Here is a 16786-nt window from a genome sequence, read left to right as displayed (position 1 = left end):
GCGATTGAGCGCCGCGAGCCGGCATGCCGTCAAGCGGCGCCCAATCACATTTCGTGATTTACACAGTCTCGAACTTTTCGATGACAAGTGTTTCGGCGAGACCGTCGCGGGTCCATTCCTGGAAGGCCGGCAGCGCCATCATCGTTTCCATATAAGCCTTGGCCTCGCGCTCGACGTCGATCGCAAAGGTCCGGAGGCGGTGCACGACCGGCGCATACATCGCATCCGCCGCGCCGAAGCGGCCGAACAGGAATGGCCCGTTGGCGCCATAGCGCGCCCGGCACTCGCGCCAGATCTCCTGCACGCGCGCGACGTTGGCCAGCGCATCCGCCGACAGCGTCACGGGGCGCACGGGGCGGTGCAGGTTCATGCCGCATTCGCTGCGCAGCGGCACGAAGCCGGAATGCATCTCGGCACACACCGAACGCGCATGCGCGCGGGCTGCGACATCGTCGGGCCAGAGCTTCTTCTCCGGGTAGCGCTCGGCGATGTATTCGATGATGCTGAGCGAATCCCACACCGTGATGTCGCCGTCGACCAGCACCGGTACCTTGCCGGCGCGGCTGAAATTCAGGATCTGTTGCTTGTCCGCGGGATTGTCGGTGTAGAGCGGGATGACGGTCTCAGCGAACGGGATGTCGTTGGCGCGCAGCGCGAGCCAGGGCCGCATCGACCATGACGAGTAGTTCTTGTTGCCGATCGCAAGCTTGAGCGCTGCCATGCACTGGTCCTTCCCGAGTCTCCTGATGTGGCTGCTTTTAACGCCATCCGCTGCCGCCAATCAATCGTTGCCGCGCCGAAGCATGCATGGCAATCGTTGTGATCCTCGCGAGGAGTGCGACATGAGCAGGCATTGGGTCGACATCACCGCCGTCGGCTTCTTCATCATCGAATGGCTGGTCTATGCCGCAACGCTGGAGCACTCGGCCTATGGCCGCGACAGCCTGTCGGCGCGGATGAACCGCTACCGCGAGGTCTGGGTGCGCCGCCTGCTCGACCGCGAGACCCGCATGGTCGACATGCAGATCATGGCCTCGCTCCAGAACGGCACCGCCTTCTTCGCCTCCACCAGCCTGTTCGCTCTCGGCGGCGCGCTGGCGCTGCTACATGCCACCAACGACGCGATCGCCATTCTGGGCAAGCTGCCGATCGACCTCAGCGTCTCGCCCGCGATGTGGGAGCTGAAATGCGTCGGCCTGGTGCTGATCTGCGTCTACGCCTTCTTCAAATTCGCATGGGCCTATCGCCTGTTCAACTATGTCGCGATCCTGTTCGGCGGCATGCCGCCGGCCTCGCAGCGCGACACGCCACAGGCCGAAGCCCACGTCATCCGCACCACGCGCGTGTTCGAATCCGCCGGCCGCCATTTCAACCGCGGCCAGCGCGCCTTCTTCTTCGCGCTCGGCTATCTCGGCTGGTTCGTCAGCCCCTGGGTGCTGTTCGTGACCACCGCCGCGGTGGTGATCGTGACCTGGCGCCGCCAGTTCGCGTCGAGCGCGTGGGAGGCGATGGCGCCGGAGGTGGTGGGGGATGGCGAGGCGATGCAGCGGCGCGGGCATTGATTCCGACTCTCTCCACATTGCGAGCGCAGCGAAGCAATCCAGAATCCCTCCGCGGAAAGACGGTGGATTGCTTCGCTGCGCTCGCAATGACGGAGCAAGGTGCATCGTCGTCATCTTCTAGCTCGCCATTCGACGTGCAGACACGCCTTCGCATTCTCGCGGCGCAATTCGCCCGAGCTTTGCTTCATCGCTCCACCCTCTTATCCAAGAGGGCGCAGGGAAGGCCGGGTGCCGGCTGGCACCCACGGTCCGCTGTGCGAAGGCACATGCAGAAAAACTGCACAGCGGCATACAGGTGAAGCCCAACACACGGCCTTCCCTGCGCAGTGGGTTGACGGCTTATGCCGTGCTCTCCCGGGAGCCGAGTTCGTTCTGGCCTCCCTCGCCCCCGCGAAATTCGCGGGCATCGCGCCGGTTGACGCGAATGCCGCCTCCGCAAGAGCTTGGCCGTAGCAACGACGGCCAGGACCACACGGTTTTGCCGTACGCACGGCCCGCTTGTTCGCAGCATTATCCTCCGGCGTTGTCGACGTTGCCGAAAGAATGCTGGCGAGACGAACCTAACAGCGCCGCTCGTCGGCACGAAGCCTCGGGCTCACGGAGAACAATCCGCCCTGCCCGCACCTCTCGCCCCCGACGCTGCCGCGTCCACCGCAAGCCCGGCTCGCGAAACGTGACGACACATGATCGCCCCTCAAGGTCGAGCCGGGATGGGCGACACATACGTCAATTCCGAATTTCGGTAAAGTGGAATATCTTCGCTCGAGCGCCTTGACGGCCCCGCGGGTGTTTTGCCCGTCGGGCGCGCGATTTGCCGGCGGGAGCTTGTTGCCGTGTGCTGCTCCGCGGATTTCGCGGGCGTTACTAGGCGCTACCCCGGGTCGGTGTCACTGTGGACCATCGTCTCCTGCCGGCGGCCGGCAAGCTTCGTCATGACCTGCAACTGCCCGGAATCCTGGCAGCACTCACCTGGCTCGCGAACCATATAGCGCGTAGCAACCATTGAGGACCATTCTGGTCTAGCGTGACACCGTCCTAGCGTGACAGCGTGCTCACGGCCGTCAAGGATGGCCTGCCCGCCGCGCGATCCCGGCTCACTTCTTGTAGATTTTCCCGGACCGGGAATCGAATCTGGCCACAGGCCGATCCATCTGCCAGAGCTCCACGTTGTGGCCGTCGACGAGCCTTTCCGCGGAGCTGATCGCGGATTCATCGTCGATGCAATCCATCTGGATCATTCGGATTGGGCGGTCGTGTAGTCCCATGATCAATGCACGATAGGCGGACATCCCGGTCTCCTGACAAGGCGCAATGGCGAGCGCTCGCCCACAAGATGACGCCGAGCACATTTGAATTCGATGGGGATCGCATCGCCCGCTTCTAGCCGCGGCATAAGTTGCCGGAAGCGCGCAGTCGGAACTGGTCCTATGCCGATCCTATGCGGTCGCGATCGCGCCAGTCTCGAAATCATACAGTCTCAGACACCATATCCGCTCCGTCGCGCAAACTCGCGCGGCGCAACGAACTGGTGAAAATGATGTCTACTTCAGAGGGCAGCGACAGGATCATTGATCCGATGATGGCAATCGCGAACTGTTCGACGCGACAGCGCATCGTCGTGGTCGGCGCAAAGAGCATGGAACTGATGATGGCATTGCATCGCCGCGGGTATCTGCTGGCGGCAGCGGGAGGCAATTGTGGCCGCCCGGCAGGTCAATATGAAGTCGCGCTCGTGGACTGGCGGCGGCGCACGCTCCACGCGCTCGGTGCCACGATGGACTGGCTCGATGACTTCCTCAGCCCGCGCGCCGTGCTGGTGATCTGGCTCGATGCGCAGAAGGCGACAGCGAAGGAAACTCTTCGGGCCGCGGTGATGAAGCACGGCTTCGTCGTCCTGCAAGGCGCCGAGCATCCCTGCGGCAGCGTGCTACTGGCGCGACGTTCGCAGGCCATCCCCGTCCAGCAGGCGGCGTGAGCACGCACACCGTCAGAACCCCTCAAAGGCTCAATCAGATGTTGAAATCGAAGACAAGACGCGCCGTCATCCGCGAGTGGATGGCTCTTGCGCCCGAGCAGCGACGGTCCGCCGAACAGGCAATCGACTTTGCGCAGCGCGCCACCGCAAGACACAATCTGCCGCGCAGCCGGCGAACGCCGCAGGCCGCGATGATGGCATGGCTGAAGCCGCGTACCGGGCGGCCGTAGGAGCGACGCATGATGTCACCAAACAGGTTTCGCTCCGCGCGACACACTGAATTCCGCTCTACGACCCAAAATCCTGCGGCGTGAACGAAAGGTCCATTACCTTCCACTCCCCGTACTTGTCGGCCGGTAGCATCTTGTAGGGCTGGCAGGCCTCGAGCGCGCTCATCGCGGACTTCACGACGGCCACACCCTTGGCGGACGGCGGGGCTTCGATCAGAATTGGCGGGCGCGCCAGCGTGCCGTTGGTGGCGAGCACCGCGCGCAGCTTGATGCGCACATTGTCGGTCGGCGCGACCCCGGCCGGAAGCTTCGCGCAGCTCCTCAAGTGCCGGCGAAGCTCGGCGATCACCTCGGGCGGAAGCTTCGCACTGACCGAATCCTTGGCATCGCCGCCGTCATCCTTGGGCGCGTCTTTCGGCTCGGTCGGCAATTCGGGTGGCAGGCCCAGCAGGACGCCGTATTTGACAGTCACGTCCGGCTCCGGCGCCTGATAGGCCGGTGGCGCAGCCTGCGGCATCGGCGGTGGCGGCTGCTGCTCCGGCTGAGGCTGCGGCGGGGGCTGTTGCGGAGGCAATTGCGACTGCGGCGGCTGTTGTTGCGGTTGCTGAGTTTGTGGTTGCGGCGGCGTTTGAGGCGTCTGCGTCTGCGCATTGGCCTCGCGCTGCTTCGGCGTCTGCGAGGGCTGTGGCTGCGCCTGTTTCTGCTGCGGTTCGGACTGCTTCTGCGACGATTGCGGCGAAGCCTGCTGCTTGGCCGCAGGCTTCGGCGCCATCGCCGCCTTGTCCTTGTCGGTGAAGTCGATCTTCGGCAGTTGCAGATCGGGGGTCGGATCCGGCTCCTTCACCTGTTCCTTGACCTGTTCTTTGGCCTCCTGCTCCTTGATCTCTTCCTGGACCTGCTGAGGCGTGACGATGTCGACCGAGACCGTCTCGGGCGGCGCGGGATGAAATGGATGAACCTCGCTGATCAGGATGATCAGCCCCACCAGCGTCAGATGCGCGATCGCCGACGCTGCAATGTCCGTCCGTATGATCTTCCGCGGTTCCATCGCCCGATCTTGGGTTGCCGGCTTGCTCCTACCATACCGCGGCCACCCCTCAATCCCATTTCGGCGCGAAGCCGAAATCAGTCAGGCGGCCCTTCGGGCTGGCCAGCGCCGCGATCCGGGCCATCTCGTCCCCCGCCAGCTCGAAATCGAAGATCTCGATGTTTTCCGACAGGCGCTCGACGCGCGAGGTCCTGGGAATTGCAGACACATTCTGTTGCACGAGCCAGCGCAGGCAGATCTGCGCCGGCGTCTTGTGGTGGGCGCGGCCGATCTCGGCCAGCACCTGGTCGGCCTTGACGTGGCCCCTGGCGATCGGGCTGTAGGCGACGAGCGCCAGCCCGTGCTGGCCGCAGGCCGCCCTCACCTTCGCCTGGTCCAGATAGGGGTGATATTCGACCTGGTTGCAGACGAGCGGCTCCGGTGACAGCGCGACCGCCTGCTCGATCAGCGCCACCGTGAAGTTGGAGACGCCGATATGCCGTGTCAGGCCCATCTTCTTGGCGTGCGCCAGCGCACCCAGCGTCTCCGCCAGCGGCACGTGCGAATTGGGCCAGTGCAGCAGCACGAGATCGACGGCGGGAAACCGCAGCTTGACCAGGCTCTCCTTGAGCGACCGCTCGAGATCGTGGGGCGCGAAATGGTTGGTCCAGACTTTTGTGGTGACGAAGATTTCGTCGCGGCGCACGCCGGAGGCGCGCAGGCCGTCGCCGACCTCGCGCTCATTGCCATAGACCTGGGCCGTGTCGATGTGGCGGTAGCCAAGCCGCAGCGCCTGCTCGACCACGCGCGCACAGGTCCGGTCGCTCAATTCCCAGGTCCCGAGCCCGATCGCCGGGATGCTTGCGCCGTTGGCCTCGACGAACAGCATGAGGAAGCCTCTCTGTTGCGATCGCCCCAAATGTCACCAGGCGTCATTATGGACCCGGCCCGTCAGGCTGCCAACGGAAGCCGCTGCGGTTGGGCCGGATATTCAGCGCAATGCCAACGGGAGGTTGGCGTCAAGCTTTGGCGAGCGCCTGGAACACCGTATCAGGCGCATGTGCGATGACCGCCAGCAGCGCCCTCGCGGGACCGCGCGGGGCGCGCTTGCCCTGCTCCCAGTTGCGGATGGTTTCGACGGGCACGCCGAGCTTTGCCGCGAACTCCATCTGGGTCAGACAGGCACGCCGGCGCAGATAGCGGACCGCGAGCGAACCGGCCTCGGCCGGTGTTGGACTGGTCGCGGGCTGGATTGGAAACGGCTGGACAGGAAACTCTTGCCCGTCCCGCAACTCGACGATCCGTCCGTCCGCCTTCAGCCGCACACGCATGCTCATTCCCCCAAGCGCGGGCGATGATGCGGCAGCACGCTTAAGTTCGGATTAAAGGCGGTGAGGCGCGCGATCTCCCCCGAGTCATTGCGAGGAGCTCTTGCGACGAAGCAATCCAGACTGCCGCAGCGGAGGGATTCTGGATTGCTTCGCTACGCTCGCAATGACGGGCTGGGAGAGAGCAGCGGCCCCAACTAGCCCCTATTTCAGCCCAAACCATAGCGTCGCGATGCCGAGGAAGGAGAAGAAGCCGACGACATCGGTCACGGTCGTCACGAACGTGCCGGAGGCCACCGCCGGATCGGCCCGCACGCGCTCGAGCGCCATCGGGATCAGAATGCCGCCGAGCGCACCGGCAAAGAGGTTCACGATGATCGCAAGCCCGATGACGATGCCGAGGCCAGGAATCTTGAACCAGGCCACCGCGGCAATGCCCGTGATCACGGCGAAAGCCAGGCCGTTGACGATGCCGACCAGGGCCTCGCGCATCACCACGCGCCAGGCGTTGGAGGAGCCGAGCTCGCGGGTGGCAAGCGCCCTCACCGCGACCGTCATGGTCTGGGTCGCGGCGTTGCCGCCCTGGCTCGCCACGATCGGCGCCAGCACCGCAAGCGCCACCATCTTCTCGAGCTGGCCCTCGAACAGGCCGAGCACGGAAGATGCCAGGAACGCCGTTGCCAGATTGACCAGCAGCCAGTTGAACCGCGCCCGCGCGATGGTGAACACGGTGTCGGAAAGCTCTTCGTCGCTGTTGACGCCGCCCAGCGCCTTGAGGTCCTCGTCCGCCTCCTCTTCGATGACGTCGACGACATCGTCGACGGTGATGACGCCGACGAGGCGGTCCTGGGTGTCGAGCACGGGGGCTGCAACGAGGTTATATTTGCCGAACATGCGCGCCACCTCCTCCTGGTCCTCCAGGACGGAGACGCGGCGGCGGTCCTCATCGGTCAGCTCGGCAAGCGCCACCGGACGGCGCGCGCGCAGGAGCACGTCGAGCGAGATCGCCCCATGCCAGTGCTGCTCCTTGTCGACGACGTAGATCTCGTAGAAGCGTTCGGGCAGATCGGGCGTGTCGCGCATGTAGTCGATCGCCTGTCCGACGGTGAAATCCTGCGGCACGGCGATGAACTCGGTCTGCATCCGCCTTCCGGCGGAATTTTCCGGATAAAGCAGGCTGCGCTCGAGCGCGACGCGTTCTTGCAGCGGCAGCTTCTCGAGGATCTCCTCCTGCTCCTCCTCGTCGAGGGTTTCCAAGAGCTCCACCGCGTCGTCGGATTCGAGCTCGCGGACGCCTTCGGCCACGGTCTCGGGCGGCAGCTCGTCAAGAATCTCCTCGCGGACGGACTCGTCGACCTCGTTCAGCGCCGAGAAGTCGAAGTCGCGGCCGGTGAGTTCGACCAGGCGGACGCGGTCGTCGGCTTCGAGAGCCGCAATCAGATCGCCGAGATCGGCCTCGTGCAACTCGGCAACGCAGGCGCGCAGCGCGGCACTGTCACCAGCCTCGATCGCATGCGCAATCTCCGCGACGAATTCGTGCCGAATTTCGCCGTCTTCATTGCGCATCGGAACGTGGTCGAGTACCGAGGCCTCGGCGGAAGGGGTACCGTCCATATGTTCATCCATGGTACGCCTCGCCGTTTGACAGGTTGGATCAGGTGGTTTGGGCTGACGGTCAGGCAATACCCACAAGGCAATCGCGAGCGCAATGACAAAGATGCATCGACCGAAATGGACCTCGATCACGGTGGGCGTGGCTCTCGCTGCCCTCACCGCGAGCGCCTCGGCCGAGGCTGCGGACTGCCCGCGCAAGGACGCACTCGGTACCTCGCGCCTGCTGAGCGTCGATGCCAAGACCTATCCTCGCGTCGGGTTGAAGAGCTTTCCGCAAACACTGCCGCTCGCCGATCACGAAGTCGTACTGACTTTCGACGACGGCCCGAACCCGCCGACCACGTCGAAGGTGCTGGCCGCGCTGGCGCAGGAATGCGTGCGCGCGACCTTCTTCCTGATCGGCCTGCATGCGTCCGAGCATCCCGACATGGTCAAGCGCATCGCCCGCGAGGGCCACACCATCGGACACCACACCTGGTCGCATCCGTTCATGGCGCGGATCCCGTTCGACAAGGCGAAGGGCGAAATCGACCGCGGCATCGCCGCCGACGAGATGGCGCTGCACGGGGTCTCAACCACGACGCCCTCGACGCCGTTTTTTCGCTTCCCCTATTTCGAGTCCACGCAAGCCGAGCTTGACCTGCTCCAGTCGCGCGGCATCGCCGTGTTCGGAGCCGATCTGTGGGCCAGCGACTGGAACGAGATGACGCCGGATCAGGAATTGAAGCTCATCACCGAGCGCCTTGCGGCCGCCGGCAAGGGCATCATCCTGTTCCACGATCCGAAGGCGCGCACCGCCGCCATCATGCCGGCCTTCTTGCGGTATTTGCGGGAGAACGGCTTTCACGTGGTTCATTTGGTGCCGGCGGGCACATCACAGAAGAATGCTGACGCGCATTGATGCCGGAATGTCACGCCCGGGCAAAATGGGGTGATTTGAGCCCTATTAACACTCTGTTCATGCTACCCCATGCAATGATGACCGGGGTCTTAAGCCTGAACCGTTTCGGGACGGCTCCGACCAACGAATATTGCGACAATCGCGTGTGAGGACAGACGGGATTCATGATCGGCAGTAGCGTTGCTTTCCGGAAGCGATCCTGGACCGTCCTGCTTCTGGGGTTGCTGACCACGGCTTCGCCGGCGGCGTTTGCGGCCGATTGCCCAGGCCATCCGGACGCGCTCGGCACCTCCCGCACCATTGTCGTCGACCCGCACGAACATCCGCGCATCGGCACCATGCAGTACCGCGAGACACTGCCGCTGAAGGACCACGAAGTCGTCCTGACCTTCGACGACGGTCCGCTGCCGAAATATTCGAACCAGATTCTCCAGATGCTCGCAGACGAGTGCATCAAGGCGACCTTCTTCATCATCGGCGAGCAGGCCAAGGCGAACCCGGAAGGCGTGCGCAAGCTGGTGGCAGCGGGCCACACCGTCGGTACCCACAGCATGACCCATCCGCTGACGTTCGACCGGATGCCGCTCGACAAAGCCGAGGCGCAGATCAACGGCGGCATCGAGTGGACCTCGGCCGCGATGACCGATTCATCCAAGCTCGCGCCGTTCTTCCGCATTCCCGGCCTGATGCGCGCCGAAGGCGTCGAAAATCTTCTGATCTCGCGCGGCATCCAGGTCTGGAGCGCCGACTTCCCCGCCGACGACTGGCGCCATGTCTCGCCCGACCGCGTCTACCAGCTCGCGATCCAGCGGCTGGAGGCGAAGGGCAAGGGCATTCTGCTGCTGCACGACATCCAGCCCCGCACCGTGGCGGCGCTGCCAAAGATCATCCGCGACCTGAAGGCGCGTGGCTATCGCATCGTCCATGTGGTGCCCGCGACCGCTGAGCGGCCGGCGACGCCGACCACAGCCGTGGAATGGCTGCTGCATCCGCCGACGGAGACGACACCGATCGCGCGCTGGCCGGCCGTGCCGAATTTTGTGTTCACGCAAACCGAGCGGCTCCCGGCGCCCGGCCTGGCTGATCTCAACGCGCAAACCGCGCATCAGTCGCTGTTGCCGCGCAAGACCATGGCGCAGGCGGATGTCGCGGCCACCCTGCCCGTGCCCGGCCGCGATCTCTTCGTGATCCCTGAGGGCTCGATCGAGGTGCTGCTGTCGACGACATTGTCGCGGCGGGCCGCGACGCGGCTCGCGATGGCGGCCGAGACGCCTCATGCCAAAGGCAAGGCGGCCAGGATGCAGGCACGGCGGACGGCACATGCCGCACATGCCGCGCCGAAACATTCAGCTCATTCCAAGGGCGCTACGCCGCGCCCGACGCGGGTTGCCAGCCTGAAGAAGCGGGCGCAGTAAGCCTTGGTTACTGCCGCATGATGTTGGCGACGCAGAGCAGCACGATCAGCGCCAGGAAGAACAGGTCCATATAGGACTTCAGCTCGCCGTCACGGCGCAGCCGCGCAACGTCGGTAACGACCTGCTTGCGCGCATTCGTTCCACCGGACCCGTCATTGATCGGGCCCTGGAGGCGCCGCGCCTCGGTCTCGAGCTTCTCGATCTTCTGGAAGAAGTAGAACGAGCGCAGCGTCGAGGCCGCGCGCATGGCGCTGTAGACCAGCACCAGGATCGCGAGCATCGCCCGGTTCGGATACTTCTCCATGAAGTTCAGGCTGAAATACACCATCGCCATGAACGCGAAGTTGGTCAGGAAGCGGTAGACGAAGCTTAGAAAGACCATGCTGGCTCCAGCCGAGAGAAGGCGCGCAACCGGAAGGGTGTTGCGAATTCGGGGATGTGGGGTTCAGGCCGGAACGGCCGGCCTGAACGCCGCGCAGGTCCGTCTACGCGAACTTTGTTTCAACAAAGATACCAGCGCCCGCGCGCCGCCGCCTTTTAGCCACGCGCCGCCACAATGCAAGCGAGAGCGTCCGGCATGTTCCGCGCTCGCTACGAGGCGTCCCGCGGCTCGATGGAGATTTGACGGAAGCTACGGTAGAGTGTTGTCGTCGTATTGCGTGGGGTCTGCCGATGCCGAGAAAGGGAATCACGGGCCACGACGACTGGGTGCTGACCGAGGCGCTCGCGACCGCCTTGGTCGCGCTGGAGCAGCTCGCGCCGAAGCACCAGCCGAGCGCGCATATGGACGACATCCGCAAGATGCTGTCGAACGGCAAGGAGCCGGCGGCGGTCAGCTTGCATCTGGCCCAGGCCAAATGCCGTTTGTTCCCCGACGTCGATCCGCTCGACATCTACCGGGAGTACGGCATCGGCGAGGAATATGGCTGAGCGCTTGTTCGCTCATCCCTCGGGCGTGCTGCTGTCCGGCAACAGGCACTGCCCCAACCGAAGGGGCCACGATCAAGTCTCCTGACAATTCCGGCTGAACCGCAAAACGACTTGACGAAGGCTTGCCTAACGAATGTAATGTTATAACATTACATTCGCGGTTCAAATGCCGGCTCCCGAACGTCAACGCCGTATCCCCTTGAAAAGGCTCTTCGATCTCCATGCCAAAACTCCCCGTCACCGTCTTGTCCGGCTTCCTCGGGGCTGGAAAGACAACTTTGCTGAACCACGTCCTGAACAACCGCCACGGCCTGAAAGTGGCGGTGATCGTCAACGACATGAGCGAAGTGAACATCGATGCGGATCTGGTTCGCGATGGCGGTGCGAACCTGTCCCGGACCGATGAGAAGCTTGTCGAGATGACCAACGGCTGCATCTGCTGCACGCTGCGTGATGATCTCTTGAAGGCGGTGCGCGCCCTCGCCGAAAATGATCGCTTCGATTATCTGCTGATCGAATCGACCGGCATTTCCGAGCCGCTCCCGGTCGCCGCGACCTTCGATTTCCGTTCCGAGGGCGGCGAAAGCCTCTCCGACGTGGCACGCCTCGACACCATGGTCACCGTGGTCGACGCCGTGAACCTGCTCAAGGATTATTCGTCGACCGAATTTCTCGCTCAACGCGGCGAAGCGCTGGACAACGACCACCGCACGCTGGTCGATTTGCTCGTCGAGCAGATCGAGTTCGCCGACGTGATCGTTCTCAACAAGATCGATGACGCCTCACCAGCGCAGCGCGAGGCGGCACGACAAATCATCCGCGCGCTCAATCCGGAAGCGGACTTCATCGAAGCCGACCACAGTCGCGTCGCGTTCGATCGCATTCTCGACACCGGCCGGTTCGACTTCGCAAGGGCCCAGCAGCATCCGCTCTGGTACAAGGAGCTTTATGGCTTTGCCGATCATGTGCCGGAAACTGAAGAATACGGCGTGACGAACTTCGTCTATCGCGCGCGCCGGCCGTTCAATCCCGCCAGGTTCGACAAGTTCATCAAGGAGCCGTGGCCCGGCGTCATTCGCGCCAAGGGACATTTCTGGCTGGCGACACGCCCGCATTGGCTTGGCGAGATCAGTCAGGCCGGTTCGATCACGCGCACCCAGGGCCTTGGTTCGTGGTGGGCAAGCGTGCCTGCGGAACGATGGCCGGATGATCCTTTCTGGCGGAAGCGGCTGCGTGCGAACTGGAACGACATCTATGGCGATCGCCGCCAGGAAATCGTGTTCATCGGCACCGGCATGGACGAAGGCTCGCTCCGCGCTGGCCTGGACGCATGCCTCGTGCCGGGCAAACCGGCCATGAACGTTGCGGAATGGGCCAAGCTCGCAGACCCGTTTCCGGTCTGGCGACGCGCGGATGAAGCCGCCCGGGCGGAGCAGAGATGACAACGTCGTTCGATTCGTCCGTCGGCTCAGCCGCCATACTGCTGCTTCAGGTATTTCAGATAATTGCCGAGGTGGTGCTGCCAGAAATAGTCCAGCTTCTGGCATCCTGGCGTCCCATCAGTCGGGTTGCCGCCCGGATTGGCGAACAGCGGCAGCAGCGAGCCGACGTCAGCATAGTTCAGCGAGAGCTGAATCTGGTCGAGGATCTGCTGCATCATGTCCGAGATTGTCGATCCGGTGACCGGTGCGGCGGATGCCGCCCCAAGATCGGCGGCGTTCAAGTGAATCGTCTCGGACGCCAGTCTCAGAGAGAGACTCTCGACCCGCTGCTTGAGCCGCCTCACCGAATCATCGCGAACGCGATTGACCGCGCTCTCAGCGTCGGCGGTTGCGCTACCGAGCGCGATCATGGCCTCAGGATTGGGACTGCCGCCGAACCCGCGCAGCGGATTTGGCGTGTTGAGGTCTGATATCCACTCCAGGGAAAACGGTGCCTGCGGCACCCAGTCCTGCGTCGACGTCACGGCCCAAGCATATCCGTCGACCCCGGCAAGCCGCGCGTAATCGTATGCGTAATGGTCGTTGCCGGCCTTGGCTGGCGCGAAGGTATAGGTCTTGTAGACCGGCCCTTTAAAAAGAAGCGTCGAGTGCCGGACCAGCGAGGTCAGCAGCGTAGCAATCGAGGCCCCCTGGCTGTGCCCTGTGATGTAGACGTCGTTGCCCTTCTCCGCGAGCAGCCCCAAGGTCACGAACAGTGGGCGATCGGTGGTGAACAGCATGAGCAGCAAACTCAAAGCGAAGCCCGAATGCACACCGGCTTTCACCGCACTGTCACCCTCATCCCGGGCCAGGTCGAACGGCAGCGAGATCTGACCGAACTTCACGTCGAAGCGCGCGTTGATCAGGGGAAACAGCAAGTCGGCCAACACGCTGGCGGCACTTGCGACGGTGCCGCGCACTGCGATCGCGTATTGGGTGGTGTCACTCTGGTTCTGCCAGACCTGCCAGTAGTTATCCAATAGCGTGGAGTTCGTCGGGGTGAGGTCCTTACGGATCGCCCAATTTGAGCTTGGGTTGGGCACGCCGGGAACGCCGCAGGTTGCCACCGCTTCGGTCAGCGATGGCGTGCCGGCGTAGGCATGCTGCGCCATCTCGAGCAGAACTTGCGCCTCTGCGAATTGGAATCCGGGCTTGAGCGTCATGCTGTCCTCCTTGCAAAGGTGCTCGACTCCAGCCGCCCGCGTTCGGACCCGGAAGCCAGCAACCGACATTTCGCATCTCTCGGAGAGAGTCAATTATAGGATGTGTTTGTGTAGATACGCAATATGAAGGTGCCGATCGATCAGCGACCTTGGAGGCTGTTTCCAGGAACAATTGCGTGAACAGCGGGCGGCCCCGCATCCCTCGCCTGAGTGGAGAAGCGCAGCTGGTCGTGCGTGGCGAGGCCGTCGATCTCAAACGGAAGACGGAAACCTCGCTCGGACCATTGAAGCAGTCACCCAACGCGGCCTGCGCGTTCGCTGCCGCTTGAACTGGCGAATTAAGCTTGATGCCGCCGCGCGGGGTTAATTGCGGAACTCGCCCGCGACGGCATCCTTGGCATCCTATTTGCTCAGTCACGACCTAAAGGTCGGTCCCAACGACTGGCCGTTTCAGGTTGAGGCAAACGATGCAAGAAGTGTCCCGTTCCGGCATCACCGGGGAGTTGCAGCTCAGCGCGCTCATCTCCGATCTATGGTGGCGCGTCGATCTTTTGAATTCCGACATCCTCGAAGAGGAAGCCAAAGCAGGTGTGTTCGATGTGCGACAGCCTGCATATCCGCCTCTCGCACTAAATCTTCGCTCGCGACGAGACAACCTCGTATCGACAATCTATGCTCTTGAGGAGCGTGCGAAGGCTGCGCAAGCGGCGGCGTAATGACCTCGCCGAAAGGGGCGTTCCTATCGTTGAGGATCGCCGATGTCGAATGCGCCTAGACGATATTCTTCGCCCACCGACTGCTCGTCTGCCATTTGCGTGATCAAGGTGAACGTCGCGTCGGGATAGCGCGCCCACACTTCGATATCGTCTGACGTTACAGTTAGGTAGCCGAAGAAGCACTTGTATCGGCCGGGCTCCGTCACGCGGCCGATCTTGTCCCAACTGATCTTGTTAACGCGCATTTCTGTCGATCAAAAAGGAAGCCCCCTCACCAAGTGGGAACGGGCTCCTCATGCCCATGCATATTGCGCTTGATCAGTCCACCAGCGCAATAGCAAGCCTAGTCGCGATTGGTTTCCGCAGCGTTACTGCTACGCAGTCGAGAAGGATTGCTAGAGCTTGCTTAGCTCCACTGGTTCTCCGGCGATGAACCTGGCGGCGGCGTGATCTCGGCTGGCCTTATGGAACATCACCTGTTGCGTAGCCACAAACCAAAGCTTGATCTCGTCGAGAGCAGGCGAACTGTTACTGTCAGTCAGCCATTCCGCGAAACTAGTATCTTAACCTGGCTCTGAATTTATCGATCAGCTTATATTTTACGGAAGACAGGAGGTCTGAAATGCCTCTAGAGCGATATTCGCTGATGCCGCGTTTGGTTTTTCTCGCGTCGATTGGCTTCGCGGGACTGTAATAATATAAAGCGATTGAATCTCTCGTCACCCTCTCCGGACAATTCAGTGGGTCCGGATGGCCATGGTAACTACTCTCGTCAGTCGAAAAAACTGCAACCGTGTTAAAATGCGGAGCGATCGAAACCTCTTTCCGGCTCATGTCCCTTGACCACAATTCAAGAGATCCCCCCCAAGACTCTTCCCAGCCAGAATTCAAATAAATGAGCAAATTAAGACGGCGGTATAAACCAAGTTGTTCGTTCCAATTGAAGTCTGCATGCACCTTGAGAAAGCCGCCTCTCGTCGAACTGTGAATCCCTCCTCCAACCAATTGGGGGTCGCCGACCAGATCACTCTCGCCGGTCATGTCCTCCAGGAATTTGATAAAGCTGGGCTGGTGACAAGTATCAATCAGTTCTCGTACCGCTGGTGGCATTCTCTCGTAAGTTCCGCAATAACGCTTTTTCTGCGTCCCGTAGAAATCCTTCTCTCCATCAAAAAACGAAAACTCTTTGACTTGCCTGGAGACCTCAGCAATTTGTTCCGCATCCCACAAATCCTTGAGAGCGATATGTGGGAAGGGTTGAGCCCGCTGATAGGCAACAGCAAATGTTTTGCCATCCAATGCAAAATTTGATCGCACAGCATTTGATCGCATAAGCATGCTTTTGCCCCTGCCGGTATCGTCGTTAAGTATTTGTTAAATGTCGGCACGTCTTATGACAAGTGGCATCACACCCCGTCGAAGGTGGATTGCATATTTAAGATTAAGCGCAATTATCAGGACGCCTCAAAGAAAGGTGGGTTGCCGCTTCGCTTTCTCTCGGCAAATCGTGAATAAAGGTGGCCGAGATAAGAAGCCGAACTTAGGCAATTAATGGCACTATCGGCCTGGAATATCGGACTGGCCTAACCCCGCGGCAAACCGTTTACACGTCGCCGCTCGCTTCGCGCCGCCCCAGGTGACTCTCAGGAAGCCCAGGCGCGCCCGCAGAACGCGGTACGGGAAACCCAGCACGCACGGCCCAAACGGCTCCAGCGAGTCCTTGGGTGATCCTAGGGCTTCTAATAAGCAAGCTGAAAGCGCATCTGCTTGGATCGGGACGACGGCACCGTCTTTTCAACAGCGGATCGTATCCGAGTTGCGAGACCTTCGGCGGGCTGAAGCTTAAGAGCCCTCTCGAACTGGATCGACGCCTTGGTCAACACGTTAGGCCGCGACACCCCCATACCGAGATATTTTCCATTTTGCCCGAGTAGAAGCAATCTGCTGAACAGATTGTAAGCCTGCCATTTCGCGTAAAACTAAGTGCTAGGCTGGGCGCTGTAGGTCATCGCCGTCTTGGCACGGCTCCCCATGAATGGCGCCTCGATATATCGGAACGTGAGCGCTGATACCGCGACCACCGTTGCCGCACATCCCGCGAAAGCGGCAAGCATCGCTCCGTCTGACATTTCTTTGACGGCAATGAACCGATCGACCAAGCCGAGCGCTATGAAGATCACGGAGCAGTGGACCGCGCGATGCAACTTCGCCACCTTGGGGAAGCCGAACGGCACATAGCTCAAGGTGACCGGCATGTTAACGATCAAGAGCAGCGCATAGCTGACATTGATTGGAGCGGCCATGACGCGACGGAGGCCCGCCAGTTGCTTGATGCGTTGCGGATATCGCAAGCGCGGCACGTGGCCTATCGGGACCTGATACTTAGCGAGCTAAAGCAGTGAGCAAGACGCATCAGACCGAGAAGCAGCCCGCCCCAGAGCCTC

General features: G+C 62.1%; 19 protein-coding genes. 8 read left to right on the top strand and 11 right to left on the bottom strand.

Going from position 1 to position 16786, the window contains the following annotated elements; translation table 11 throughout:
• Positions 1-58: 58 nt before the first annotated feature.
• Entirely contained in the window at positions 59-721 is a 663-nt protein-coding gene (locus tag ACPPVR_RS18295; RefSeq protein WP_426615558.1) for a glutathione S-transferase family protein, read from the bottom strand.
• Between the two features lie 121 nt (positions 722-842).
• On the opposite strand from ACPPVR_RS18295, the gene ACPPVR_RS18290 reads away from it, so the two are divergent.
• Positions 843-1562, top strand: a complete 720-nt coding sequence (locus ACPPVR_RS18290) for a DUF599 domain-containing protein (RefSeq protein WP_426615557.1) — start codon at positions 843-845, stop codon at positions 1560-1562.
• Positions 1563-2656: 1094 nt separating this feature from the next.
• On the opposite strand, the gene ACPPVR_RS18285 is transcribed toward ACPPVR_RS18290, so the two are convergent.
• The gene (locus ACPPVR_RS18285) at positions 2657-2851 is read right to left on the bottom strand and encodes a hypothetical protein (RefSeq protein WP_426615556.1); all 195 of its coding nucleotides are present in this window, start codon (positions 2849-2851) and stop codon (positions 2657-2659) included.
• A gap of 245 nt (positions 2852-3096) precedes the next feature.
• Between ACPPVR_RS18285 and ACPPVR_RS18280 the strand changes: the two genes are divergently transcribed.
• A complete protein-coding gene (locus ACPPVR_RS18280) occupies positions 3097-3537 on the top strand; it encodes a hypothetical protein (RefSeq protein ID WP_426615555.1) in 441 nt (146 codons plus the stop codon).
• A gap of 38 nt (positions 3538-3575) precedes the next feature.
• Entirely contained in the window at positions 3576-3767 is a 192-nt protein-coding gene (locus ACPPVR_RS18275) for a hypothetical protein (RefSeq protein ID WP_426615554.1), read from the top strand.
• 58 nt (positions 3768-3825) lie between these two features.
• Here ACPPVR_RS18275 and ACPPVR_RS18270 read toward each other — a convergent pair whose 3' ends face one another.
• The 4 genes from ACPPVR_RS18270 to mgtE form a co-directional block, all read right to left on the bottom strand.
• Positions 3826-4815, bottom strand: a complete 990-nt coding sequence (locus ACPPVR_RS18270; protein ID WP_426615553.1) for a hypothetical protein — start codon at positions 4813-4815, stop codon at positions 3826-3828.
• A gap of 49 nt (positions 4816-4864) precedes the next feature.
• Entirely contained in the window at positions 4865-5683 is an 819-nt protein-coding gene (locus ACPPVR_RS18265) for an aldo/keto reductase (protein ID WP_426615552.1), read from the bottom strand.
• A 130-nt stretch (positions 5684-5813) separates the two neighbouring features.
• Positions 5814-6131, bottom strand: coding sequence for a helix-turn-helix domain-containing protein (locus ACPPVR_RS18260; RefSeq protein ID WP_426615551.1), 318 nt, complete (start codon positions 6129-6131; stop codon positions 5814-5816).
• Between the two features lie 195 nt (positions 6132-6326).
• A complete protein-coding gene (gene mgtE / locus ACPPVR_RS18255; RefSeq protein ID WP_426615550.1) occupies positions 6327-7748 on the bottom strand; it encodes a magnesium transporter in 1422 nt (473 codons plus the stop codon).
• An 82-nt stretch (positions 7749-7830) separates the two neighbouring features.
• Between mgtE and ACPPVR_RS18250 the strand changes: the two genes are divergently transcribed.
• Positions 7831-8637: a polysaccharide deacetylase family protein gene (locus ACPPVR_RS18250; RefSeq protein ID WP_426615549.1), complete on the top strand. Its 807-nt coding sequence runs from the start codon at positions 7831-7833 to the stop codon at positions 8635-8637.
• A gap of 164 nt (positions 8638-8801) precedes the next feature.
• Positions 8802-10052, top strand: a complete 1251-nt coding sequence (locus tag ACPPVR_RS18245; protein WP_426615548.1) for a polysaccharide deacetylase family protein — start codon at positions 8802-8804, stop codon at positions 10050-10052.
• Positions 10053-10059: 7 nt separating this feature from the next.
• Here ACPPVR_RS18245 and ACPPVR_RS18240 read toward each other — a convergent pair whose 3' ends face one another.
• Positions 10060-10434: a hypothetical protein gene (locus tag ACPPVR_RS18240; RefSeq protein ID WP_426615547.1), complete on the bottom strand. Its 375-nt coding sequence runs from the start codon at positions 10432-10434 to the stop codon at positions 10060-10062.
• Between the two features lie 290 nt (positions 10435-10724).
• Between ACPPVR_RS18240 and ACPPVR_RS18235 the strand changes: the two genes are divergently transcribed.
• Positions 10725-10982, top strand: a complete 258-nt coding sequence (locus ACPPVR_RS18235) for a hypothetical protein (RefSeq protein ID WP_426615546.1) — start codon at positions 10725-10727, stop codon at positions 10980-10982.
• 221 nt (positions 10983-11203) lie between these two features.
• The gene (zigA, locus tag ACPPVR_RS18230) at positions 11204-12424 is read left to right on the top strand and encodes a zinc metallochaperone GTPase ZigA (protein ID WP_426615545.1); all 1221 of its coding nucleotides are present in this window, start codon (positions 11204-11206) and stop codon (positions 12422-12424) included.
• 26 nt (positions 12425-12450) lie between these two features.
• On the opposite strand, the gene ACPPVR_RS18225 is transcribed toward zigA, so the two are convergent.
• A complete protein-coding gene (locus tag ACPPVR_RS18225) occupies positions 12451-13626 on the bottom strand; it encodes a lipase family protein (protein ID WP_426615544.1) in 1176 nt (391 codons plus the stop codon).
• Between the two features lie 467 nt (positions 13627-14093).
• On the opposite strand from ACPPVR_RS18225, the gene ACPPVR_RS18220 reads away from it, so the two are divergent.
• The gene (locus ACPPVR_RS18220; RefSeq protein WP_426615543.1) at positions 14094-14342 is read left to right on the top strand and encodes a hypothetical protein; all 249 of its coding nucleotides are present in this window, start codon (positions 14094-14096) and stop codon (positions 14340-14342) included.
• A gap of 23 nt (positions 14343-14365) precedes the next feature.
• Here the strand turns inward: ACPPVR_RS18220 and ACPPVR_RS18215 are convergent, their stop codons facing one another.
• The 3 genes from ACPPVR_RS18215 to ACPPVR_RS18205 all read right to left on the bottom strand — a co-directional run bounded on the left by ACPPVR_RS18215 (position 14366) and on the right by ACPPVR_RS18205 (position 16645).
• Positions 14366-14587 (bottom strand): hypothetical protein, encoded by a 222-nt coding sequence (locus tag ACPPVR_RS18215; RefSeq protein WP_426615542.1) that lies wholly within the window; start codon positions 14585-14587, stop codon positions 14366-14368.
• A gap of 310 nt (positions 14588-14897) precedes the next feature.
• Positions 14898-15680, bottom strand: a complete 783-nt coding sequence (locus tag ACPPVR_RS18210) for a 2OG-Fe(II) oxygenase (protein WP_426615541.1) — start codon at positions 15678-15680, stop codon at positions 14898-14900.
• 641 nt (positions 15681-16321) lie between these two features.
• A complete protein-coding gene (locus tag ACPPVR_RS18205) occupies positions 16322-16645 on the bottom strand; it encodes a hypothetical protein (RefSeq protein WP_426615540.1) in 324 nt (107 codons plus the stop codon).
• Positions 16646-16786 lie beyond the last annotated feature (141 nt).

It is taken from the genome of Bradyrhizobium sp. McL0616 (assembly GCF_049993385.1).
GTDB lineage: Bacteria > Pseudomonadota > Alphaproteobacteria > Rhizobiales > Xanthobacteraceae > Bradyrhizobium.
Note: the sequence above shows the minus strand (reverse complement) of the source record. Positions and strands in the feature narration are given on the sequence as shown.

Coding starts and splice junctions, on each gene's coding strand:
- ACPPVR_RS18225 (WP_426615544.1), bottom strand. CDS start 13,626: ATGACGCTCAAGCCCGGATTCCAATTCGCAGAGGCGCAAGTTCTGCTC.
- ACPPVR_RS18295 (WP_426615558.1), bottom strand. CDS start 721: ATGGCAGCGCTCAAGCTTGCGATCGGCAACAAGAACTACTCGTCATGG.
- ACPPVR_RS18240 (WP_426615547.1), bottom strand. CDS start 10,434: ATGGTCTTTCTAAGCTTCGTCTACCGCTTCCTGACCAACTTCGCGTTC.
- ACPPVR_RS18280 (WP_426615555.1), top strand. CDS start 3,097: ATGATGTCTACTTCAGAGGGCAGCGACAGGATCATTGATCCGATGATG.
- ACPPVR_RS18245 (WP_426615548.1), top strand. CDS start 8,802: ATGATCGGCAGTAGCGTTGCTTTCCGGAAGCGATCCTGGACCGTCCTG.
- ACPPVR_RS18275 (WP_426615554.1), top strand. CDS start 3,576: ATGTTGAAATCGAAGACAAGACGCGCCGTCATCCGCGAGTGGATGGCT.
- ACPPVR_RS18235 (WP_426615546.1), top strand. CDS start 10,725: ATGCCGAGAAAGGGAATCACGGGCCACGACGACTGGGTGCTGACCGAG.
- ACPPVR_RS18210 (WP_426615541.1), bottom strand. CDS start 15,680: ATGCTTATGCGATCAAATGCTGTGCGATCAAATTTTGCATTGGATGGC.
- ACPPVR_RS18270 (WP_426615553.1), bottom strand. CDS start 4,815: ATGGAACCGCGGAAGATCATACGGACGGACATTGCAGCGTCGGCGATC.
- ACPPVR_RS18265 (WP_426615552.1), bottom strand. CDS start 5,683: ATGCTGTTCGTCGAGGCCAACGGCGCAAGCATCCCGGCGATCGGGCTC.
- ACPPVR_RS18205 (WP_426615540.1), bottom strand. CDS start 16,645: ATGGCCGCTCCAATCAATGTCAGCTATGCGCTGCTCTTGATCGTTAAC.
- ACPPVR_RS18215 (WP_426615542.1), bottom strand. CDS start 14,587: ATGCGCGTTAACAAGATCAGTTGGGACAAGATCGGCCGCGTGACGGAG.
- ACPPVR_RS18250 (WP_426615549.1), top strand. CDS start 7,831: ATGACAAAGATGCATCGACCGAAATGGACCTCGATCACGGTGGGCGTG.
- mgtE (WP_426615550.1), bottom strand. CDS start 7,748: ATGGATGAACATATGGACGGTACCCCTTCCGCCGAGGCCTCGGTACTC.
- zigA (WP_426615545.1), top strand. CDS start 11,204: ATGCCAAAACTCCCCGTCACCGTCTTGTCCGGCTTCCTCGGGGCTGGA.
- ACPPVR_RS18260 (WP_426615551.1), bottom strand. CDS start 6,131: ATGAGCATGCGTGTGCGGCTGAAGGCGGACGGACGGATCGTCGAGTTG.
- ACPPVR_RS18285 (WP_426615556.1), bottom strand. CDS start 2,851: ATGTCCGCCTATCGTGCATTGATCATGGGACTACACGACCGCCCAATC.
- ACPPVR_RS18290 (WP_426615557.1), top strand. CDS start 843: ATGAGCAGGCATTGGGTCGACATCACCGCCGTCGGCTTCTTCATCATC.
- ACPPVR_RS18220 (WP_426615543.1), top strand. CDS start 14,094: ATGCAAGAAGTGTCCCGTTCCGGCATCACCGGGGAGTTGCAGCTCAGC.